The organism is Citrobacter sp. ANG330 (assembly GCF_047467925.1).
GTDB lineage: Bacteria > Pseudomonadota > Gammaproteobacteria > Enterobacterales > Enterobacteriaceae > Citrobacter_A > Citrobacter_A amalonaticus_G.
Window position 1 is genome coordinate 115,368 of sequence record NZ_JASJUI010000011.1, and the last position, 22,852, is coordinate 138,219.

Below are 22,852 nucleotides of genomic sequence, written 5' to 3' on the forward strand. Positions count from 1 at the left end.
CAAGGAGTGCTGGATGCTCAGACGCAAGCCGATTTATCTCGTCATTACACTGATGTTTTTTATCCTGCTTGCTTACCTGGGCGTTCGCACTCTGGAACATGAAGTCTTGTTGCGTCAGTACCAGACTCAGACCCTGGCGAAATCGCAAACCGCCAGCGTCGCCAGGGGGATCGAAAATATTTTGCAGCAAAAAGCCTCCCGCCTGCATGCGATTGGCGATTTTATCGACCCCGCAGAGGTCACCACCCTCAGTGCACTGAAAGAGAATGACAGCGACATTGCCGACGTCTTTATTCTGCGGAAAAATCATCTCCTCTACCCCGATGAGCGTCAGCCGTTAAGCAACGAGGATAAAGAGTGGGTGCGCCAGCTCAGCCCGCTGGTCAACGATCCCAGCCAACTTGCCAGTCATATGACGCAAAGCGAGCAGGACACGCCGCAGGCCGGCTGGTTTATTAGTTTTGAGACGCAGGAACCGCTGTTGATCTACTGGCGCCAGAAAGACGGGGCGATCATCGGTTTTCGCCTCTCCTGGGTACAACTGATGATGGATATGGCGAACGGCATTCAGATTAACCCGGAGGATCCGCAGCAGATTGTCAGGGTGACAGAAAACGGCCGTCAGCTTTATCAGAACGCGCAGGCGGATCTGCGACGGCTCACCTTACTGGACTCCCGCACGCTGGAGTATCCACTCACAACGTGGCAGGTCAGCGCTTACGGCGTCAACGCACCGCTCTGGCATATCTGGCTGTGGGGCGGCGCGTTAATCGTCCTGCTGCTTCTCGCCGTCGCACTGTTGGGCGTCTCGCTGTGGCGGGAATATACCCGCGCGGCGCGTCAGGCACGCCAACAGGTCGATTTTGTCAGCCAGGTGTCACACGAACTGAAAACACCGCTGACCAACATCACGCTCTATGCCGAACTGTTGCGCGAAGGGCTGGATGATGAACAAACGCAGGAACGACGCTATGTGGATGTGATCACTCAGGAAGGCCAGCGGTTATCGCGGCTTATCCAGAATATCCTGACCTTTACACGCGCACCGAAACTGCATCTTCAGCCAGTCAATCTCCGCCGTTTGATGACAGAAATTACGCAGATCTTTACGCCTGCGTTGCAGGCAAAAGGCATGACGATTCACATGTCTTGCCCTGAGAATCTGACATTGCACAGCGATCGTGACGTGATCACACAAATTGTCAGCAATTTTCTCAGTAATGCCGAAAAATACGCTTCGCAGGGTCAGCGCGTGGATCTGATCGTGGAACACGTTGCGGAAAACGTGGAGATCGCCGTTCGCGACTACGGTCCCGGCATTGCGGAAAATGAGATGTCCTTGATCTTCCGCCCGTTTTATCGGGTCAAATCTTCCATTACCGAGGGTGTTTCAGGTACCGGTATTGGACTCACCATCGCTTGCCAACTGGCGCAACGCCTGCACGGCAAGATTCAGGTAACGGCGCAAGAGCCTGGCGTCCGCTTTACCCTTACGCTGCCGCAGGGATGAGAATATGAAGATACTGATTGCCGAAGATGATGCGAACATCCGCCAGGGCCTGGTGGATGCACTGTCGCGCGAGGGTTATTCGCTCATTGCCGCACCGGACGGGCGCGCGGCGCTGGAGAGTTACCACCGCGACAAACCGGATTTCGTACTGTTAGACATCATGATGCCCGAAATGGATGGCTACACGGTCTGCCGGGAAATTCGCCGCCAGAACGAACACATTCCCATTGTGTTTCTCTCCGCCAAAGATGAGGAGATCGACCGTGTCGTGGGACTCGAACTGGGTGCAGATGACTACATCAGCAAACCGTTTGGTATTCATGAACTGCGGGCGCGGATAAAAACTATCGCCCGCCGCTGCCTGAACCATAGCGCCACGCAGCCTAACCTCAGCTTTGTTTTTGGCGACCTGACGGTGTTCCCGAATGAACTGTGCGCCTGGCGTGGCGAGCAAAAGCTGGAACTGACGCTGCGGGAAGTTCGCATTTTAAGCTGCCTGGAGCGTCATCAAAATCAGGTGGTTACACGCGATATGTTGTTCGATGCGGCGTGGGGATACGACTATTTACCCAATAGCCGTACGCTGGATCAGCATATTTCCCGGCTCCGCAAAGTCATCGAACAGGATGCCAATCAGCCGCAGCTAATCCGAACGGTGCATGGTCTGGGGTATCGATATCAGGTATCGTAGCGCACACATTGCGATGTCGCAGGTGTATCCCGCAGGCCGATTGCGGTTATCATTAATGACATTCACCAGAGCGGGCGCGAGATGCCCGCCAAATTACCGAGCAGATTACTCTGGCTAAATCTGCCCAACCAGGAAGTGACTGAATGAGCATTCGTATCATCCCGCAAGATGAGCTGGAAAAGAGCGAGAAACGTGCGTCGGATATGATTCCCCCGTTATTATTCCCTCGGCTCAAAAACCTGTATAACCGTCGCGCCGAGCGTCTGCGCGAACTGGCTGAGAACAACCCGCTGGGAGATTACCTGCGCTTTGCTGCGCTGATCGCCCATGCCCAGGAAGTGGTGCTGTACGACCATCCATTGCAGATGGATCTGACCGCACGCATCAGAGAAGCCAACGATCAGGGCAAACCGCCGCTGGATATCCACGTTCTGCCGCGCGATAAGCACTGGCAGAAACTGCTGCACTCGCTGATCGCCGAACTGAAACCCGAGATGAGCGGCCCGGCGCTGGCGGTGATCGAGAATCTGGAAAAAGCCTCCGAGCAGGAGCTGGAACAGATGGCCAGCGCCCTGTTTGCCTCAGATTTCGCCGCGGTCAGCAGTGATAAAGCCCCGTTTATCTGGGCCGCGTTGTCGCTGTACTGGGCGCAAATGGCCAGTCTTATCCCGGGTAAAGCCCGCGCGGAATATGGCGAACAACGTCAATTCTGCCCGGTGTGCGGCTCGATGCCGGTTTCCAGCATGGTGCAAATTGGCACCACCCAGGGACTGCGCTATCTGCACTGCAACCTCTGCGAAACCGAGTGGCACGTAGTGCGCGTGAAATGCAGCAACTGCGAGCAAAGCCGCGATCTGCACTACTGGTCGCTGGATAATGAGCAGGCGGCGATCAAAGCCGAAAGCTGCGGTGACTGCGGGACCTACCTGAAAATTCTGTATCAGGAAAAAGATCCTAAAGTGGAAGCTGTCGCCGACGATCTCGCGTCGTTGGTGCTGGACGCGCGCATGGAGCAAGAAGGCTTCGCCCGCAGTTCCATCAACCCGTTCCTGTTTCCGGGAGAAGGGGAGTAAACGCCTTCAACAGGTAATGCCGGACGGCGCTTATCGTCCGGCCTGCAACTGATAAGGTGTGATGACGCCAGGGATCCCGGCGAAATCTCTGGTGTTGCGCGTCACAAGCGCAAACCGATGAATCTTCGCGGTAGCCAGAATGATCGCGTCCGGAAGTTTCATCCCATATTCCTGCCTGAGATTCACGCTTCGCTCAGCAATTTCCTGTGAAACGCCGATGATGTTGAACGCACTCAACGCCACACGTGTACGATATTCCTGATGGTATTTTTTTGCCCCCACCATCACTTCCATCCAGGTAATCAGGCTGATGGCATTCTGCGGCGGATACGCTTCCAGTACTTGCTGTGCTTCCTGGTGCCCGCTGAATAAATCAATCAGGATATTGGTATCGAACAGCACGGGTCCCTTTTGCATTACCATTCCTCGCGCAGCGTCCTCTGATACTCAACGCCGTCTTCCTCACAGCCCTGCCAGAGCCCCAGCGCATTGGAAATCGTGGTTTCGGCTTGCCTTTCAAGGTACTGTTCAACGGCTTCGCGGAGCAACTCGGCTCGTGGAAGATTGCGCTGTTGCTTGAGATCATCCAGGCGCTTGATCACCTCATCGGATAAGTCGAGTAATATTCTGCCCATGTCCATTCCAGCCATTATGCTCACATATACCTCCAGTATATCAGCGGCGAGTAAATTTCAAACAACATACACCGTCAGCAAGCAGGAAAAAAGCGATCTCCGTAGTGACTTTTCCTTTTGCGAGGCACTTTCCAGAATTTCACCCTGCCCCAAATCCACCATTCTCTTTCATAAAAAACCAGGTTATAACACTGTATATTCATACAGACTCAAGGGATGAAGAAAATGAGGCTTGAAAACGGTATCGCACAACAGGTCGAGGAATTTATCGCGGCGGGGCGCCCTTCTGCTCGTCGGCAGAGTATTGATGATCGCAGGGCGGGCTACGTCGCCAGTACCGCGCTGGCCGGAGAGACTGAAACGCGCGTAGAGGTCCGTGATGTTGAGCTGGAGGGAATAACGCTGCGCGTCGTATCGCCGCGCCACGCTTCGGGTGCTCTGCCCTGCGTTATTTACTACCACGGCGGCTGTTTCGTGAGCGGCGGATTTGCCACACACGATAATCAGTTACGACAACTGGCATATTTCAGCGGCTGCCGGGTGATTGCTGTGCAATATCGTCTCGCGCCTGAACATACGTTTCCTGCGGCGCATGACGATGCCGAAAAAGGGGCCAGTCTTATCTGGCAACATGCGGAGCAGCTTGGAGTTGAACGCCAGCGCATCACGCTTGCCGGAGACAGTGCAGGCGGACACCTGGCACTGGTAACGGCATTGCGCCTGAAGGCAGCAAAGCAATGGCTACCCGCGCAACTGGTGCTGATTTACCCGATGCTTGATGCGACCGCAAAATGTGAGAGCTATACCCGCAATGGTCTGGACTACCTCATTACCCGCGACACGTTGCTAACAGGGTATGAGATGTATTTTCCCCATACCGATCGCCAGCATCCTGAAGCCAGCCCGCTCTGGCGTGACGATCTCAGTGGATTACCGCCCACGCACATCATCACTGCTGAATTTGATCCGCTGCGCGACGAAGGCGAACTTTTGTATGACCGACTGACGACCCAACGTGTCGTTTGCACCTGCCAGCGCTATCTCGGCGTGATTCATGGTTTTTTCCAGCTCGCCGGCATCAGTTATGCGGCGCGCAGCGCAATGCAGGATATTGCCTGGCGCATGACTACCCCGTCCGTTAGCGAAGAATAGAGAAGGGAGTTCCCCTACTCTTCCTCGTTTCCGCCTTCTTCATAGGGACCAAACGGTTTGGCAGGCAGGACAATGTAGATACCTTCAAAAATGGCACCCGGTGTGTCATCACCCAGCAGTTCTACCTGTAGCTGAACACGCGCCTTTTTCCCACGCGCCAGACGGTCGAGATCGCCGCTCAAAGAGCCGAGATCGGCAACCGCGGCAGGTCTGCCGCTGATAGGCTTGCTATAGCGGATATGAGCGTCGGCGAGAATAATCGTTCCTCCCAGATGACGCTCGCGCAACATCAGCCAGATAAGCCCCCAGCCGGTCAGTGTGGCCAACGAAAACAGACTCCCGGCAAACAACGTGTGGTGCGGATTTTGATTACCCGTCTCCGGCATGGTGGTAATAAATTTTTGCCCGGTGTACTGCTGAATGCGTACGCCCATCTTCTCGCTCAGGGGAATGTGTTCATACCACGCCTGCTGAAGTTGTCCGCACCAGTCGCCGCGATGCAAAATGTCATCGAGCGAGGCAACCGGTTTGATCATCAAAAAGTGACGAACTGGCGTAGTTTGCGGCGTGGTGATTTCGCCCTGATTGATAAATCCCAGTTTGGCGAAGAATTCAACCGCGTCTTCGCGGGCGCTACAGGTGACTCGCTTGACCCCTTCCTGACGCGCTACCGATTCCAGGGTCATCGCCATCAGCGTTCCCAGCCCTTTATCCTGCACAGTGGGATCGACGGCCATAAAGCGGATAGATGCTTCGTTATCGGCATTGATGTACAACCGCCCGACGGCAACGAGATTTCCCTCTTCATCCACCACCATCTGGTGGTGCGCCATCGCGTCCCAGCCATCTCGCTCGGAACCCTTCGGCTGATGCAGCGGCTTGCGCAGCATCTCCCAGCGAAACTGATAGTAACGCTCTAATTCTTCTTCTGTTTGTGGTACTCGGAGGTGATACATAGCAGTACTCTCTCTTGTTACCCGCGGCCACGCCGGAAGCTGATTCATACCTGTAACCAGAACGTCACGGGGCCGTCATTCACCAGCGCCACCTGCATATCGGCAGCGAAGCGTCCGGTCTGCGTATTCATGTCCTGTTGGCGGCAACGTTCGACGAAATAGTCGTACAGGGCTTCAGCTCGCTCCGGCGTCGCCCCTTTCGAGAATCCCGGACGCATACCACGTTCGGTATCTGCCGCCAGCGTAAATTGCGACACCACCAGCACGCTTCCGCCCGCCTGCTGCACGTTCAGGTTCATTTTGCCTTCGGCATCGCTAAAAATACGGTAGCCGAGCACGCGCTCGCACAGGCGATTCGCTTTCTGTTCGTCGTCATCCTTTTCGACACCCAACAACACTAAAAGTCCTGAGCCAATTTCACCCGTCACTTCGCCCTCCACGGTGACGCTGGCACGGGTTACGCGCTGAATTAATGCAATCATGGTTGGTCTGCTTCTTCTTGTTCTGCGGCTTGTTTGAGTTTGCGGTATTCCCCGAGAGTGACAGTTATTTCCGCGCCAAGCAAGACGATACACCACGTCCAATACACCCAGACAAACAGAATAGGCACAACCGCTAATACACCGTAAATAAGCTGATAGGACGGGAACATGGTGATATAAAGCGCGAAACCTTTCTTTCCGGCTTCGAAAAGGACCGCGGCAACAAAGGCGCCGACAATCGCATCACGGTTTGGCACGCGCGTGGTCGGCACCACGCTGTAGAGGAGCCAAAATGAGAGCCAGGAGAGGATCAGCGGGAAGAGGCGCAATACATTATCGATCACCGTGTTGAGATCGCTGGCCCAGCGCAAAGAGAGAAGATACGAACTGATGGCGAGGCTGGCCCCGGCCAGCAAGGGTCCCAGAGTTAAAATCATCCAGTACACGGCAAAGGAGTACACTTTTGGCCGCGTGCGCGTACTGCGCCAGATTGTATTCAGTGCACTATCAATGGCATACATCAGCAATAGCGCGGTGACAATGAGCCCGCAGGCCCCCACCGCCGTCATTTTGTTGGAGTTGGCGACAAACTGTTCTATGTATCGCTGGATCACATCGCCTGTCGCTGGCATGAAGTTGGCAAAAATAAAGTGCCGTAACTGGATGCTGACGTCAGAAAACATCGGAAAAGCGGCGAAAAGCGCAAATACAACGGCGATCAGCGGCACTAATGAGAGCAACGAGACGTAGGCAAGATTCCCTGCCAGGGTCGTCATGTTGTCCTCATCAATGCGCTTCCAGAGGAGCTTAAGCCAGGCCCGAAGCGGCCGGGTATGATGCCTGGCTTTTTGATGCACGTTTTTTAGCATAACAACTTCGCGAAATAATCAGGGATAACGGTTTTATCGGTCACCAGAATGCTGGTAATCCCCAACTGGTTGGCCCCTTCTATATTATCGGCATTGTCGTCAAAAAAGACGGTATCGGAAGGCGAAAATCCTTCCTGTTGTAAGACATGCTGGTAAATCCGCGCTTCCGGTTTCCGCATGCCCAAATCCTGCGACAAATAGATATGGTCTGCCGCTTCGCGAATCTCCGGATATTCCTCTGGCCAGAACGTTGTGTGCAGACGGTTGGTATTCGACAGCACTACCACGCGGTGTCCCTGCGCACGCAGTTTATGCATGATGGCAATCACCTCGGGCCGCAGCGCGACAAAAACCGCCTGCCAGCCGTGAGAAAACTGTTCGTAGCTCAGCGACAGATCCATCTCATGGCAAAGGGCCTCGGCAAACGCTTCGTCGGTAATCTCCCCCCGTTCATGCTGATGGAAGGCTTCACCCATCGTAAAGCTCTGCTTTAGCGATGCCAGCGGCACACGGCTCAGATCGCTCCAGGTACCTAATACGCGGTTGAAGTCGATATCGACAATCACATTACCTAAATCAAAGATATAGAGCATCTCCCTCTCCTTACTTGCCGTGGATGAATAACTGTAGCGGGAAAGGGGCGTTTTGACTATGTGCCCGTCAGGGAAAGATGAAGGAAAAAAAAGGCGATGCCCTTACAGCATCGCCTTGTTCTGATGTGATATTTATCGGTTTCTTAGAAGCTGTATTTCACCCCGAGCATCGCAGAGGTATCGCTGTAGCTGTTGTCGCCCATTTGCTGCGCCACGTTACCCCACACCTGCAGACGCGGGTTGATTTGCCCTTCAATACCCACTTTCAGCTCGCCAATATTACGTGTCCCGCTGATTTCATCTTTGATGGAGCCCATCTGTACGGTCTGGTTGTTAGTATTGTGGATCCAGTTCGCTTCAATAAACGGCTGGAATTCACGGCCTTTATCGGCATCTTTCTCCGCGTGACCTTTCAGGTAAGCACGGACGCCGAGGCGAGTCATCAGGTTGCCGTCAGTTTTGTCTTTAACCACCGTCCCGTTGTGCTCACGGTGAGAATCGGCCTGCACGTCCATCCAGATAACCTGCGCTTTCGGTTGGATCCAGTAGGTTTTATTCTCACTTTCCCCGACCAGGAAGCTATAACCGCCCTCTACAGACGCGGTGATACCGTCAGATTTGTAGCTTTCGCTGGCCAGATCATCGCCGCGAACGGTGTTATCGAACCAGTTGTACAGCACCCAACTGTCCAGATACGTACCGGCCTTATCCGCTTCGTTTGCATACCAGGTGGCATACAAACCAACGCTGTACCCGTCTACCTGGCCACGAGACGCATAGCCCGTATTGTTATTGCGGGTTTTACTTTTCTGGTTAGCGTAGCCCGCCATGGCACCCAGATGCCAACGGTCGAGACCGTCGCTGCTCCATTGCGCCAGATCACCGCCCAATTGCAGAACATAACGGTTAGCGTTGGTTTTCAACTGCCCGCTACCGTCGGTAAAGCGAGTGTGGCCACCTTCGTTACGCATCCACATACTGGTGACTTTTTCTTCGCCGGTCAGCATGTCGGTATACTGAGTTTCACCCAGACGGTCGTGCAGACGGGTGATAAACATCGTATTAGCCGCATAGTTGTTCGCCAGATAGCTCCCGAATTCAGGGCGATACTGGTGCTCAACGGGACCCGGGTATACTGGCGGTCCAGGAGGATCAACCGGGTCTGGCTGCGCGGGATCGGGTTCCGGCTCAGTCGGTGGTGGCGGAGGCGGATCCACCGGTGACAGTTCGCTGGTCAGATACCAGTCATTCGCTTTTTTCACCACGTCATAGTCGTACGCGCCAGCGACGATACGCCCTGATTTCGTAAAGGTACCGTCAGAGTTCCCGGCGACTTCAACGATTTTAATCCCATCGACGGTCTGCTCACCGACGCCGCCAATGTTATTGATGCCCACTTTGGTATTACCGGAGGTATCGCCCTGAACAATCAGTTTATCGGTCAGAGATAAATCCCCTTCCAGTACCGTGTTCAGCACTAACAACGCATTGGTCCCGATGTAGTTTCCTACCACAGTCAACGTTTTGAAGGTTCCCGCATCATCGCGAGATACGCTGTCAGGACTGTAACGCAGCGTCGCCTGATCAAGATCCAAACTCGTTAACACGGAGGATTTGGTCATCATCCACTGACTGCTTTCCCCTTTGATGTCCAGATTGACCGTTGACACATTGTCGAGGCTGGACGAACCCACAAAGCTGGAGCCATTCGCCATGTTCAGCGCAATTTTACCGCCCTCAATGGCGTTGATATTGCCTTCAATATCAAAGACGCCTTCAGTATCCGTCAGCGCCGTGCTGTCAATATTGAGTCTGTCGGTTCTCAGGTGAGTATCGGCGATCGTCGGAACAGCCAGCGCCTGGCTGGAGATAATAGAATCCACGCCTTTGGCCTGAATCACATCCGCGCTGTTAGCGGCCCGGAGTTTAGCTCCACCAGCCAGATAGACATGACCGGGACGCACGTTATCGGTGTAAGTCCCTTGCTGCTCAGTTGCTGCATAAATCGCAAACGCGTTTTCACCCGTCGTCGAAATATCAGCACCATCACCTAGCTGGACAATACCGCCTTTGTTGGCGTAGACGGCGTGGCCTGCTTTCGTGGTGGTCGAGATCTCAGAATCATCACCGACAAAGACGTAAGCGTTACCCTTAGTGTTATGGTTTTTTCCTTGGAGGAGATCCATTATACCGAGACCGTTGGTATCTCTATCCCGGTTCCCGGCATAAACTGCGTAGCCTTTACTATCAGACGCATTCGCCGCAGCCGCAGTCCCCGTCACTTTCAGGATGTTTTTACCGGCCAAAACGATAATGCTGTTGGCACCTGCGTTTTGGAAGTTGTTAGCACGGACAGCGACACCATCTTTCACTGAGATGTTAGCCGATTCGCTAACATAGACCAGTGAGTCGTAGTTGTTATTAAAATCAGATGCAACGTTAATACCGTCGGCGGAAGAACCCGTGGTTTCAACAGTTAAATTTTTAGCTCTAAAAAAGATAGCTTCGCTGTTACCTCGTATCGCATCCGCAGCAGAACCCGACGTTTTAATAGTTATATCCTTTAAATTCGTCGTATTCATGCCATTGGTTTGCATATAGGCACCAAACCCACCTAAGGGCGATGTCCCACCCACTGCTGTAGTGGTTACCGTAATCTTATCATAATCACTCAGCGGCGTTGCGCCTACGTAATAATAAAGAACATTATCATAGTCGAGTGTTAACTCAGCATTACCCATAGGTACATAACCGCTGACTGCAAAAAGCACGATGGCAGTACTTAAAGCCGTTCTTTTAAATAAGATCCTATTGCCCTGATGTTTCTTCGTAATTTTCATTTTCACCTCTTCCTTAAAGGTTCCTACTGCTCTGCTAACCATTGAGGAATCAGAACGCCGTAATATGTAGTTGAAGAAAAAAATTAATATAAGCCTCCCCCGCCATCCATTAGCAAAATAAACGGAATTACATAAAATGGAGGGAATTAGCACCTTTTATAGACTGAATACATTTAATTATATCGCCTGTCAACTAATAGCCTGCAGCGCTAAAAAGACAAAATTAAGAACACAATTATTATATTGATAGAATTCTTATAGGATGAATCGGAATTAATTAAAGAATGGTTTTCCAGAGAAGTGAACACTGATAAAACAAAGAAATTTTTGCAGGTCGTGAAAAATAACGGAAGAATATTAGGAATTTTACAATACAGACCAGGATGAATCTCGAACAGTAAAAAATGTGAACAAGACCGCCTTTAGTGACGGTCTTTGAGCGTGAGGAAAATCATGCAGAAACGATATCATCCTGATCCGGGCTCGCCTGAACGATTTCGACCTGATGAGACTGAAGAAGCGTATGGAGAGCCGGTCCTGGGAGTTCATCGGTAAACAACGCGGTTACCGCAGAAACATTGCCAATTTCTACCGCCGCCGAGGCGTGGTATTTCGTATGGTCGGCAGCAAGCAGAATATGCCGGGAGTGGGCCATCATGGTTTTCACTACGCTGGCTTCATTGACGTCAAATTCCAGCAGCGCGCCATCACTTTCAATCGCCCCTACGCTGGTCACAAGATAGTCCGCCCGGAAATCAGCGACAAACGCGGTCGCAGAAGGACCAATAATCCCGCTGTTATGTGGCCGTAGCGTTCCACCGGGAACCATCACTTCGAATCGCGGATTGTTATAGAGAATATGGGCAACCCGAAGGCTGTTAGTGATAATGCGCAGATGATTGTGGTTCAGCAAGGCCCGCGCCACCTGCTCTACGGTAGTGCCAATGGTGATGAACACCGTTGAACCATCCGGAATGTAATCCGCCACCGCTTCCGCGATGGCTTTCTTCTCTTGCGTCCACGAGACTTCACGTTGCTCAAAGGCGGTATTCACGACGCTGGACGCACGACCTGCGCCACCATGATGACGGGTGATCAGCCCCTGTTCGCTTAATTTACGGATATCACGACGCACCGTCTGTGTAGAAACATCCAGTAAGCCCGCCAGTTCATCTATGTTCATATACCCACGCTCGCCAACGAGCGACAGCAACTGATCGTGCCGCGGGTTACCGGTCAGTTCGGTAAAACTCATGAAAATTCCTCGAAAAACCATTGCTCTGCATTTTATACAAAAAGTGACAGAAAAGATCGGGTTTGATCACAGTCAGGAATTCCAGCACGTCCACCTGGTCGGGTACATTTCAGCGCCGCCACCCCACTGGCGAACCTGACCGCGTCTTTCAGTTTGTTTCCTGACGCGAGGCTGAATGCCAGCGCACCGTGAAAAACATCGCCAGCCCCGGTCGTATCCACCACATCCACCGCAAAACCGGCCTGGTGTTGCAGCATGCCATTTTCTATCCAATAGCACCCTTCGCTACCCTGCGTGACGTAGACATGTCCATTTGTGAGCGTTTGTGATTGTTTTAACGCGCTGGCGGCGTCACTGATACCGGTCAGGCGCGCCAGACCCGGAGCCGAAAACGCGGCATGATCGCTTAAGGCCACCAGCTCGCTGATGTCCTGAGGCGTCACATCGCCATCCAGCAGCGTCTTCACGCCCGCCTGGCGCGCCAGCGTGAACGCCAGCTTTGCGCCTTCATGCCAGCGAACATCCGCCAGCACAATGTCCCACTGGGAAAAGTCGATGCCACTGAGCCAGTCAGCCTCCGCCAGCAGGTCGGGACTTGGGTAATTGACGATAATCCGCTCCCCGTGTTCGTCAACCATAATAGCCGACTGTGACGACTGTGCCCCCGCGTAGCGCCGGGTGTAACGGGTATTGACCCCCATGGATTCCAGCTCCGCCAGCAGGTGTTTACCAGTGTCGTCATCACCCACGCGGCCAATAAAGTCCACCTGAGCGCCCAACCTCGCCGCCGCCACTGCGGCTGTCGCAGCAGGCCCGCCCCCCACTTCGGTATAACGACTCGCCACATATTTACCGCCTACAGTCGGTAACGTTTCTACGTAATAGATGCGATCCAGCACGATAATACCTACACAAGCAATACGAATCATGGTCGTTCCTTAAGCATTTTGGGATGGGATTATTTTAATTTCACAAAATGTTTAAAAAGTGACGACTGTCAATTTTTTGACCATAAATTACAAATACGATCAAAAACAGACAGAACAACCGGTCGTAAATGACAAAAAATGACACCACCGTCTCAGGAGAACGATATGGCAGTAATCGCATTTATCGGATTAGGACAGATGGGCGCCCCAATGGCGAGCAATTTACTCAGGCAGGGTCACCAACTCAGCGTTTTTGACGTTAACCCCGATGCCGTACAACGGCTGGTTGATAAAGGGGCACACCCCGCCCGCTCTCCGGCACAGGCCGCAGAAGGCGCTGAGTTTGTCATCACTATGCTGCCCAACGGCGATCTGGTGCGCAGCGTGTTATTGGGCGAAAACGGCGTTTGCGAAAGCCTCTCCCCACAGGCGCTGGTGATCGATATGTCGACCATTCATCCCTTACAGACTGACAAGCTGATCGCGGATATGCGCGCTAAAGGCTTCGCCATGATGGATGTCCCGGTCGGGCGGACCTCCGATCACGCCGTTGCCGGTACATTGCTGCTGCTGGCGGGCGGCACGCCAGACCAGGTCGAGCGCGCCACACCGGTGCTGATGGCGATGGGCAATGAGCTGATTAATGCCGGCGGTCCGGGTATGGGGATCCGCGTGAAGTTAATTAACAACTACATGAGCATCGCGCTAAACGCCCTGTCGGCCGAAGCCGCCGTGCTGTGTGAAGCGCTGGGCCTTTCTTTCGATGTCGCATTACAGGTTATGAGCGGGACGCCTGCGGGAAAAGGTCACTTCACCACCTCGTGGCCGAACAAAGTGCTGAAAGGCGATCTTTCCCCGGCCTTCATGATCGACCTGGCCCACAAAGATCTTGGCATCGCGCTGGATGTCGCCAACCAACTACACGTTCCTCTGCCGCTCGGCGCGGCGTCCAGGGAAGTTTATAACCAGGCGCGAGCCGCTGGCCGTGGGCGGGAGGACTGGACCGCCATTCTCGAACAGCTTCGCACGATTGCCGGACTGAAAAACCACCATTGACAGGTAAAAAGGACTGAAGAATGACCACGTACACCCTGAAAGATATCACCCGACCTTCCGGCGGTTTCGCCATGCTGGCCGTTGACCAGCGTGAAGCAATGCGCCTGATGTTTGCCGCCGCAGGCACGCCAACACCGGTCACCGATCAGCATCTTACGGATTTTAAAGTCAATGCTGCAAAGATCCTCTCGCCGTATGCCTCCGCGATCCTGCTTGACCAGCAGTTTTGCTACCGCCAGGCGGTAGAGCAGAACGCAATTGCCAAAAGCTGCGCCATGATTGTCGCCGCCGACGCCTTCATCCCGGGTAATGGCATCCCCGTCGACAGCGTGGTGATTGATAAAAGCATCAATCCGCAGGCCGTAAAGCAGGATGGCGCGAAAGCCTTAAAGCTACTGGTGCTCTGGCGCAGTGATGAAGACGCGCAGCAACGCCTTGAAATGGTGAAAGAGTTCAATGCGTTGTGCCATAGCCATGGTCTGTTGAGCATCATCGAACCGGTGGTCCGTCCGCCGCGGCGCGGCGATCAATTCGATCGCGAGCAGGCGATTATCGACGCCGCCAAAGAGCTGGGCGACAGCGGCGCCGATCTCTACAAGGTCGAAATGCCGCTGCATGGTAAAGGCACGCAGCAAGCCCTGCTCAGCGCCTCTCAACACCTGAACGAACACATCAATATGCCGTGGGTCATTCTCTCTTCCGGCGTTGACGAAAAGCTGTTTCCACGCGCGGTTAGCGTCGCAATGAGCGCAGGCGCTTCCGGCTTCCTGGCCGGTCGTGCCGTCTGGTCGTCGGTGATTGGCCTGCCGGACAGCGAGATGATGCTGCGTGATGTGTCTGCACCGAAATTGCAACGCTTAGGTGAAATTGTCGACGAAATGATGGCTCGCCGCCGTTAATACGAGGATCAAAGCATGAAATGGTTTAACACGTTGAGCCACAACCGCTGGCTGGAACAAGAAACCGATCGCATCTTCAATTTTGGTAAGAACGCGGTGGTGCCGACCGGATTCGGCTGGCTGGGTAATAAAGGACAGATCAAAGAAGAGATGGGCACGCACCTGTGGATCACCGCCCGCATGCTGCACGTCTATTCCGTCGCCGCAGCGATGGGCAGACCGGGCGCTTACAGCCTGGTCGATCACGGTATTAAGGCCATGAACGGCGCGCTGCGGGATAAAAAATACGGTGGCTGGTACGCCTGCGTGAATGACGAAGGCGTGGTGGATGCCTCCAAACAGGGATACCAACACTTTTTTGCGCTGTTGGGCGCTGCCAGCGCGGTCACCACCGGACACCCTGAGGCCAGGAAACTGCTCGATTACACCATTGAAGTCATTGAGAAATACTTCTGGAGTGAAGAAGAGCAAATGTGTCTGGAATCCTGGGATGAAGCGTTTAGCCAAACCGAAGACTATCGCGGCGGCAATGCCAATATGCACGCCGTTGAAGCCTTCCTGATTGTTTACGACGTCACCCATGACAAAAAATGGCTCGATCGCGCGATCCGTATCGCTTCGGTCATCATTCACGATGTCGCCCGTAAAGGGGAATACCGGGTCAATGAGCACTTCGACGTGCACTGGAACCCGGTGCGCGACTACAACAAAGACAACCCCGCCCACCGTTTCCGCGCCTATGGCGGCACGCCTGGCCACTGGATTGAGTGGGGCCGCCTGATGCTGCATATCCACGCCGCGTTAGAAGCGAGATGTGAACAGCCACCCGACTGGCTACTGGAAGACGCAAAAGGACTTTTCCACGCCACCATTCGTGATGCCTGGGCGCCCGATGGCGCTGACGGCATCGTGTACACCGTTGACTGGGATGGCAAACCCATTGTTCGGGAACGGGTACGCTGGCCGATTGTGGAAGCGATGGGTACCGCCTATGCGCTGTATACGGTCACGGGCGATCGCCAGTACGAAACCTGGTATCAGACCTGGTGGGAATACTGCATTAAGTACCTGATGGATTACGAAAATGGTTCATGGTGGCAGGAGCTGGACACCGAAAACAAGGTGACCACCAAAGTCTGGGACGGTAAGCAGGATATTTACCATCTGCTGCACTGCCTGGTTATCCCACGTTTACCGCTGGCACCGGGCCTTGCTCCTGCGGTTGCTGCCGGTCTTCTGGATATCAACGCCAGATAAGCAACGAGGATAGCAGCCATGCATAGCGGTGGAAAAACGCTTCATCTTCAGGCCGGGCACTACTGCGCGAAAATTGTCACAGTTGGCGCCGGATTAGCAGAACTGACGCACCGTGGGCGTCACATTGTTATTCCCCATAAGCCGGAAGAGATACCGTTGGCGCATTTGGGAAAAGTGCTAATACCCTGGCCAAATCGCGTGGCAAAAGGCTGCTATCAACATAACGGCAAGCGCTTCCAGCTTGCCATTAACGACCCGGTTACGCATAGCGCTATTCATGGATTACTGGCCTGGCGGGACTGGCAGATTAATCAGCAGTCTAAAACGGAAGTGTCACTGACGATTTTTCTGCCGCCTTCTTATGGTTATCCCTTTGCGCTGGTTTCAGAGGTGATTTATCGACTGGAGGAAACACACGGGCTGCATGTCTTTATTCGTACGCAGAATCTGAGTGACGAAATCGCACCGTATGGTGCCGGAGCCCATCCTTATTTGACCTGCAATCTGCACCCCATTGATGGTTGTGAATTGACGCTTCCTGCGAGTGAAGAAACATGTAGTGAACGGGATTTCACAACGTCGCGACGCATTGCAGGAACCTCTATCGATCATACATTCAGGGCCTTGACACCTGAGGCTGAGTGGGAAGTCAGGTTGACCTGTACATCGCAAAACATCACGACGTTTTTACGCAGCCATCAACCCTGGCTGCAGGTATATACCGGCGAGAAATTAGCAAGGCGCGGTCTTGCAGTAGAACCGATGACCTGCCCACCCGATGCCTTTAACTCCGGAACAGGCCTGATTTATCTCGCACCTGGAGAAACACATCAGATGCATTTTCTCATCGGCAGCGAATAAAAGATTTCCGACAAATTACCGAATTACCCTATTTATTACGGAGACGATGATGAATTCGTTACAACAACGGACAACCCCATTAGAGCTGACGACGTTACAGAATGGATTTACGCTAACGTACCACCAGCGATTAATTTTACGTCACAGCGAAGAAGCTCCCTGTCTGTGGGTTGGTGCGGGCATCGCCGATATCGACATGTTTCGTGGCAACTTCAGCATTAAAGACAAACTTAACGAGAAAATTGCCCTGACCGATGCCACGGTCAGTGAGTCAGCCGACGGCTGGCGTATTCGCTTTAGTCGTGGTGATGCCGTCAATGCGACGCTACGCATCTCCACCGATGAAGCGGGTCGTTTGCAACTGGATCTGCACAATGATGATCCCGACCATAACCGTATCTGGCTGCGGCTGGCGGCTAACCCGGATGACCATATCTACGGTTGCGGCGAGCAGTTCTCCTACTTCGACTTACGCGGCAAACCGTTTCCACTGTGGACCAGCGAACAGGGTGTGGGCCGCAATAAGAGCAGCTACGTCACCTGGCAGGCCGACTGCAAAGAAAACGCGGGAGGCGACTATTACTGGACTTTCTTCCCACAACCCACCTTTGTCAGTACGCAGAAGTATTACTGCCATGTTGATAACAGTTGCTACATGAATTTTGACTTCAGCGCACCGGATTATCATGAGCTGGCACTGTGGGAGGAAAAAACCACCCTGCGTTTTGAATGCGCCGACACCTATATCACTTTGCTGGAAAAACTGACCGCGCTGCTGGGCCGCCAGCCAGAATTACCTGACTGGATTTATGATGGCGTCACGCTGGGTATCCAGGGCGGCACCGAGGTGTGCCAGAAGAAACTGGATACGATGCGCCGTGCTGGCGTGAAGGTAAACGGCATCTGGGCGCAGGACTGGTCCGGGATCCGCATGACGTCATTCGGTAAGCGCGTGATGTGGAACTGGAAGTGGAACAGCGACAACTATCCCCAACTGGACAGCCGTATCAAACAGTGGAACGCCGAAGGCGTGAAATTCCTTTCCTATATCAACCCGTATGTCGCCAGCGATAAAGACCTGTGCGCCGAAGCAGCAAAGCACGGTTATCTGGCAAAAGATGCGTCCGGTAATGATTATCTGGTTGAATTTGGTGAGTTTTACGGCGGCGTGGTTGATTTGACCAACCCGGCGGCCTACGACTGGTTCAAAGACGTCATCAAGAAAAACATGATCGCACTCGGCTGCGGCGGCTGGATGGCGGACTTTGGCGAATACCTGCCGACCGACACGGTTCTGCATAACGGCGTCAGCGCAGAGATCATGCATAACGCCTGGCCTGCGCTGTGGGCAAAATGTAACTACGAGGCATTACAGGAAACCGGCAAACTCGGCGAGATCCTGTTCTTTATGCGTGCGGGTTATACCGGCAGTCAGAAATACTCGACCATGATGTGGGCAGGCGATCAGAACGTAGACTGGAGTCTGGACGATGGGCTCGCCTCGGTTATTCCTGCTGCCCTGTCGCTGGCCATGAGCGGTCACGGCCTGCACCACAGTGATATTGGCGGTTATACCACCCTGTTTGAGATGAAGCGCAGCAAAGAGCTGCTGCTGCGCTGGTGTGATTTCAATGCCTTCACGCCCATGATGCGTACCCACGAAGGCAACCGTCCCGGTGATAACTGGCAGTTTGACAGCGATGCGGAAACCATTGCCCATTTCGCCAGAATGACGACCGTGTTTACGACGTTGAAGCCGTACCTCAAGCAAGCCGTCGCGCAAAATGCCGCAACCGGCTTGCCAGTCATGCGTCCGCTATTCCTGCATTACGAAAACGATGCGCGCACTTACACCCTGAAGTACCAGTACCTGCTGGGGCAAGACCTGTTGGTCGCCCCGGTATATGAGCAAGGCCGTAGCGACTGGACACTGTATCTGCCGGAGGATCATTGGGTGAACCTCTGGACAGGTGAAACGCACAACGGCGGCGAAATCACCCTGGATGCGCCGCTGGGCAAACCGCCGGTCTTTTATCGTGCGAAAAGTGAATGGGCGTCGCTGTTTGCGTCTTTACGCCACATCTAATAAGGCTCGCCCATGGGGAAACTCATGGGCAAATGAGGGATAATCATGAGTCAAAACATAACCAACCCGGCAACGTTACGCTTGCCTTTTAAGGAAAAAATCGCTTACGGCATAGGTGATTTAGGCTCCAATATTCTTCTGGATATCGGTACGCTCTATTTATTGAAGTTTTATACCGATGTTCTCGGTTTACCGGGCACCTATGGCGGTATCATTTTCCTTATTGCCAAGTTTTTTACCGCGTTTACCGATATGGGAACCGGTATTATGCTCGATTCGCGGCGTAAAATTGGTCCAAAAGGTAAATTTCGGCCTTTTGTGATGTACGCGGCGTTTCCGGTAACTCTGCTGGCTATCGCTAACTTTGTTGGTACGCCCTTTGAAATCACCGGAAAAACGGTCATGGCGACCGTCCTGTTCATGCTTTACGGATTGTTCTTCAGCATGATGAACTGTTCCTATGGCGCAATGGTGCCCGCCATCACCAAAAACCCGGACGAACGCGCCTCGCTCGCCGCCTGGCGACAGGGCGGCGCGACGCTTGGCCTGCTGCTGTGCACTGTCGGTTTTGTGCCGGTCATGAACCTGATCGAAGGCAATTCGCAACTGGGGTATATCTTCGCCGCGACGCTATTCTCGCTGTTTGGGCTGTTCTTTATGTGGTGCTGCTATGCCGGGGTAAAAGAGCGCTATGTCGAAGTGAAACCTGTCGACGCGGCGCAAAAGCCGGGATTATTGCAGTCCTTTCGCGCCATCGCTGGTAACCGTCCGCTATTCATTCTGTGTATAGCCAATCTCTGCACGCTCGGCGCATTTAACGTCAAGCTGGCGATCCAGGTTTATTACACCCAGTACGTGCTGAACGATCCGATTTTGCTGTCATGGATGGGCTTTTTCAGCATGGGCTGCATCTTCATCGGCGTCTTTTTAATGCCGGGGATGGTGCGTCGATTTGGCAAGAAAAAGGTCTATATCGGTGGCCTGCTGATCTGGGTTGCAGGCGATCTGCTCAACTACCTCTTCGGCGGAGGTTCGGTCAGTTTTGTCGCATTCTCCTGTCTGGCATTCTTCGGTTCCGCGTTTGTAAACAGCCTGAACTGGGCGCTGGTTTCCGACACGGTGGAATATGGCGAATGGCGAACCGGCGTGCGTTCTGAAGGGACGGTCTACACCGGTTTTACGTTCTTCCGTAAGGTTTCACAAGCGCTGGCCGGCTTCTTCCCGGGATGGATGCTGACCCAAATCGGCTATGTGCCTAACGTGGTGCAATCGGCGGGAACGGTCGAGGGGTTGCGGCAGCTGATCTTTATCTATCCCTGTGCGCTGGCGGTCGTCACCATCATTGCAATGGGCTGTTTCTACAATCTCAACGAAAAAATGTATATCCGTATCGTTGGCGAAATCGAAGCCCGTAAGCAAACGACTTAAAACAATAATATCCAACGCCCTACGGGGCGTTATGGGAGGCGATTATGTCTGACCATGATCCGCTAACGCTGAAACTGAGCCTGCGTGAGAAGTGCGCCTACGGCATAGGTGATTTTGGCTCAAACCTGATGCTGTGTATCGGGACGCTGTATCTGCTTAAGTTTTATACCGATGTACTGGGGATGCCTGCGTATTACGGCGGTATAATCTTCCTGGTGGCGAAGTTCTTTACTGCCTTTACCGATATATTAACCGGTGTATTGCTGGATTCACGCCGTAATATTGGTGTAATAGGTAAATTCCGCCCCTTCATACTTTATGCCTCTTTTCCCGTTGCGCTGGTTGCCAGCGCGCAGTTCTTTGCCACGGACTTTACCTTAACGGTGAAGACGACGCTGGCCACCCTCCTGTTTATGCTGTTTGGTTTGTTTTATAGCCTTATGAACTGCTCTTATGGCGCCATGGTGCCTGCTATCACCAAAAACCCGCACGAACGCGCCCAGCTTGCCGCCTGGCGTCAGGGCGGCGCAACCATTGGACTGCTGCTGTGTACCGTAGGCTTTATGCCGATTCAGGCGTTGTTTACCCGTTCGCCGTCGCTGGGCTATTTGATTGCCGCGCTGATTTTCTCCGTGTGCGGGCTATTCAGTATGTGGTGGTGTTTCCGTGGCGTTAAGGAACGTTACATCGAAATCGTGCCAGATCACCATAAGCCCAGCATTCTAAAGTCGTTCTGCGCGATTTTCCGCAACCCTCCTCTGTTAGTGCTGTGTATTGCCAATCTATGTACGCTGGCAGCGTTCAACATCAAACTGGCGATCCAGGTCTATTACACACAGTACGTTCTGAACGATATCCATTTACTCTCATGGATGGGTTTTTTCAGCATGGGGTGCATTCTGGTAGGTGTACTGCTAGTTCCCATGACCGTAAAGCGTTTCGGTAAAAAACAGGTTTATCTCGGAGGGCTAACGCTCTGGGCAGTCGGGGATATCCTGAATTTCTTTTGGGGCGGAACCTCCTTTTTATTCGTCACCTTCTCCTGTGTAGCCTTTTTCGGTACAGCTTTCGTGAACAGCCTGAACTGGGCGCTGGTGCCGGATACCGTGGATTACGGCGAATGGAAAACGGGGATTCGCGCAGAAGGTTCCGTCTATACCGGATATACCTTTTCCCGCAAGATTTCCGCTGCGCTGGCGGGATTCCTGCCCGGAATGATGTTGACCCAGATTGGTTATATCCCAAACATCGAGCAAAGCGACGCAACCTTACTGGGATTACGCCAGTTAATTTTTCTTTGGCCCTGTGGTCTGGCGATTATTGCTGCACTGACCATGGGTTTCTTTTATAAGCTCAACGAAGCGCGTTTCGCTTTTATTATCGAGGAAATAAATCAACGAAAAAAGAGCACCATTCGTTCTGACGTAAACAATAACAATAAAAACATCGCTACTGTAAATCTTTAAACAAATCTTGCCGCTATTTCCATCCTGATGGATGGCGGCTTCCCTACGCTTAAAAAATGGATTTATGATGAAAACATTACACACTCTCATTCTGTTATCTTCAGTGATATCCACCTCTGTGTTTGCTGGCGCTTATGTCGAAAATCGGGAGGCCTATAATCTGGCATCCGATCAACAAGAGATCATGCTGCGCGTTGGCTATAACTTCGATATGGGTGCGGGCATCATGCTCACCAACACCTATACGCTCCAGCGTGAAGACGAGTTAAAACACGGCTATAACGAGATCGAGGGCTGGTATCCGCTCTTCAAACCCACGGATAAATTAACGATCCAACCTGGCGGGTTGATTACCGACAAGAGTATTGGCTCCAGCGGCGCGGTGTATCTGGACGTGAATTACAAGTTTACACCGTGGTTTAACCTGACAGTGCGTAACCGCTACAACCATAATAATTACAGCTCTGTCGATTTAAACGGCGATCGGGATAATAACGATACCTATGAGATCGGCAACTACTGGAACTTTATTATTACCGATAAATTCTCGTATACCTTTGAACCCCACTATTTTATGCGGGTGAATGATTTTAATAGCAGCAATGGCAAGGATCATCACTGGGAAATTACGAATACCTTCCGTTATCGGATCAACCAGAACTGGCTGCCCTACTTTGAACTGCGCTGGCTGGATCGTAACGTTGAACCCTATCACCGCGAGCAAAACCAGATTCGCGTTGGGGTAAAATATTTCTTTTAACCGTGTAGAAAAAGAAAAGCCGCTGAAATCAGCGGCTTTTTCGTCACAAGATGA

21 protein-coding genes are annotated in these 22,852 nt (G+C 52.9%); 12 read left to right on the forward strand and 9 right to left on the reverse strand.

What is annotated here, in order from left to right:
• Positions 1 to 13 precede the first annotated feature (13 nt).
• The 3 genes from QNN88_RS19870 (at position 14) to fdhE (ending at position 3,274) form a co-directional block, all read left to right on the forward strand.
• Positions 14 to 1,510 (forward strand): sensor histidine kinase, encoded by a 1,497-nt coding sequence (locus tag QNN88_RS19870; protein ID WP_414241725.1) that lies wholly within the window; start codon positions 14 to 16, stop codon positions 1,508 to 1,510.
• A gap of 4 nt (positions 1,511 to 1,514) precedes the next feature.
• Entirely contained in the window at positions 1,515 to 2,201 is a 687-nt protein-coding gene (locus tag QNN88_RS19875; protein ID WP_414241726.1) for a response regulator transcription factor, read from the forward strand.
• Positions 2,202 to 2,344: 143 nt separating this feature from the next.
• Complete coding sequence (gene fdhE, locus QNN88_RS19880) at positions 2,345 to 3,274, forward strand: formate dehydrogenase accessory protein FdhE (protein WP_414241727.1); 930 nt, start codon at positions 2,345 to 2,347, stop codon at positions 3,272 to 3,274.
• Positions 3,275 to 3,304: 30 nt separating this feature from the next.
• On the opposite strand, the gene QNN88_RS19885 is transcribed toward fdhE, so the two are convergent.
• Positions 3,305 to 3,691, reverse strand: a complete 387-nt coding sequence (locus QNN88_RS19885; protein WP_414241728.1) for a type II toxin-antitoxin system VapC family toxin — start codon at positions 3,689 to 3,691, stop codon at positions 3,305 to 3,307.
• Positions 3,691 to 3,927, reverse strand: a complete 237-nt coding sequence (locus QNN88_RS19890) for a CopG family transcriptional regulator (protein WP_253320404.1) — start codon at positions 3,925 to 3,927, stop codon at positions 3,691 to 3,693. The genes QNN88_RS19885 and QNN88_RS19890 overlap by 1 nt, the downstream gene beginning before the upstream one ends.
• Positions 3,928 to 4,134: 207 nt before the next feature.
• Between QNN88_RS19890 and QNN88_RS19895 the strand changes: the two genes are divergently transcribed.
• Positions 4,135 to 5,061, forward strand: coding sequence for an alpha/beta hydrolase (locus QNN88_RS19895; RefSeq protein WP_414241729.1), 927 nt, complete (start codon positions 4,135 to 4,137; stop codon positions 5,059 to 5,061).
• Between the two features lie 14 nt (positions 5,062 to 5,075).
• Here QNN88_RS19895 and fabY read toward each other — a convergent pair whose 3' ends face one another.
• The 7 genes from fabY to QNN88_RS19930 all read right to left on the reverse strand — a co-directional run bounded on the left by fabY (position 5,076) and on the right by QNN88_RS19930 (position 12,985).
• Positions 5,076 to 6,017, reverse strand: a complete 942-nt coding sequence (gene fabY / locus QNN88_RS19900; protein ID WP_414241730.1) for a fatty acid biosynthesis protein FabY — start codon at positions 6,015 to 6,017, stop codon at positions 5,076 to 5,078.
• Between the two features lie 44 nt (positions 6,018 to 6,061).
• Entirely contained in the window at positions 6,062 to 6,499 is a 438-nt protein-coding gene (gene dtd / locus QNN88_RS19905) for a D-aminoacyl-tRNA deacylase (RefSeq protein WP_414241731.1), read from the reverse strand.
• A complete protein-coding gene (locus QNN88_RS19910; RefSeq protein ID WP_414241732.1) occupies positions 6,496 to 7,368 on the reverse strand; it encodes a virulence factor BrkB family protein in 873 nt (290 codons plus the stop codon). The genes dtd and QNN88_RS19910 overlap by 4 nt, the downstream gene beginning before the upstream one ends.
• Positions 7,362 to 7,961 carry a glucose-1-phosphatase gene (gene yihX / locus QNN88_RS19915; RefSeq protein WP_414241733.1) on the reverse strand — a complete coding sequence of 200 codons (600 nt, stop codon included), beginning with the start codon at positions 7,959 to 7,961 and terminating at the stop codon, positions 7,362 to 7,364. The genes QNN88_RS19910 and yihX overlap by 7 nt, the downstream gene beginning before the upstream one ends.
• 143 nt (positions 7,962 to 8,104) lie before the next feature.
• A complete protein-coding gene (locus tag QNN88_RS19920) occupies positions 8,105 to 10,147 on the reverse strand; it encodes an autotransporter outer membrane beta-barrel domain-containing protein (RefSeq protein ID WP_414241734.1) in 2,043 nt (680 codons plus the stop codon).
• 1,105 nt (positions 10,148 to 11,252) lie between these two features.
• Positions 11,253 to 12,056 carry a DeoR/GlpR family DNA-binding transcription regulator gene (locus QNN88_RS19925; protein ID WP_414241735.1) on the reverse strand — a complete coding sequence of 268 codons (804 nt, stop codon included), beginning with the start codon at positions 12,054 to 12,056 and terminating at the stop codon, positions 11,253 to 11,255.
• 32 nt (positions 12,057 to 12,088) lie between these two features.
• A complete protein-coding gene (locus tag QNN88_RS19930) occupies positions 12,089 to 12,985 on the reverse strand; it encodes a sugar kinase (RefSeq protein WP_414241736.1) in 897 nt (298 codons plus the stop codon).
• Between the two features lie 165 nt (positions 12,986 to 13,150).
• Between QNN88_RS19930 and yihU the strand changes: the two genes are divergently transcribed.
• The 8 genes from yihU (at position 13,151) to ompL (ending at position 22,798) form a co-directional block, all read left to right on the forward strand.
• Entirely contained in the window at positions 13,151 to 14,041 is an 891-nt protein-coding gene (yihU, locus tag QNN88_RS19935) for a sulfolactaldehyde 3-reductase (protein WP_414241737.1), read from the forward strand.
• A 20-nt stretch (positions 14,042 to 14,061) separates the two neighbouring features.
• Positions 14,062 to 14,940: a sulfofructosephosphate aldolase gene (gene yihT, locus QNN88_RS19940; protein ID WP_414241738.1), complete on the forward strand. Its 879-nt coding sequence runs from the start codon at positions 14,062 to 14,064 to the stop codon at positions 14,938 to 14,940.
• Between the two features lie 15 nt (positions 14,941 to 14,955).
• Positions 14,956 to 16,197, forward strand: coding sequence for a sulfoquinovose isomerase (gene yihS / locus QNN88_RS19945; RefSeq protein ID WP_414241739.1), 1,242 nt, complete (start codon positions 14,956 to 14,958; stop codon positions 16,195 to 16,197).
• A gap of 18 nt (positions 16,198 to 16,215) precedes the next feature.
• Entirely contained in the window at positions 16,216 to 17,058 is an 843-nt protein-coding gene (locus tag QNN88_RS19950) for an aldose-1-epimerase (RefSeq protein ID WP_414241740.1), read from the forward strand.
• Positions 17,059 to 17,107: 49 nt separating this feature from the next.
• On the forward strand, positions 17,108 to 19,144 hold the full coding sequence (locus QNN88_RS19955; protein ID WP_414241756.1) for an alpha-glucosidase: 2,037 nt from the start codon (positions 17,108 to 17,110) through the stop codon (positions 19,142 to 19,144).
• Positions 19,145 to 19,189: 45 nt separating this feature from the next.
• Positions 19,190 to 20,572 carry an MFS transporter gene (locus QNN88_RS19960; RefSeq protein WP_414241741.1) on the forward strand — a complete coding sequence of 461 codons (1,383 nt, stop codon included), beginning with the start codon at positions 19,190 to 19,192 and terminating at the stop codon, positions 20,570 to 20,572.
• Positions 20,573 to 20,616: 44 nt separating this feature from the next.
• Positions 20,617 to 22,038, forward strand: coding sequence for an MFS transporter (locus tag QNN88_RS19965; RefSeq protein WP_414241742.1), 1,422 nt, complete (start codon positions 20,617 to 20,619; stop codon positions 22,036 to 22,038).
• Between the two features lie 67 nt (positions 22,039 to 22,105).
• Positions 22,106 to 22,798, forward strand: coding sequence for a porin OmpL (gene ompL / locus QNN88_RS19970; protein ID WP_414241743.1), 693 nt, complete (start codon positions 22,106 to 22,108; stop codon positions 22,796 to 22,798).
• Positions 22,799 to 22,852: the final 54 nt, after the last annotated feature.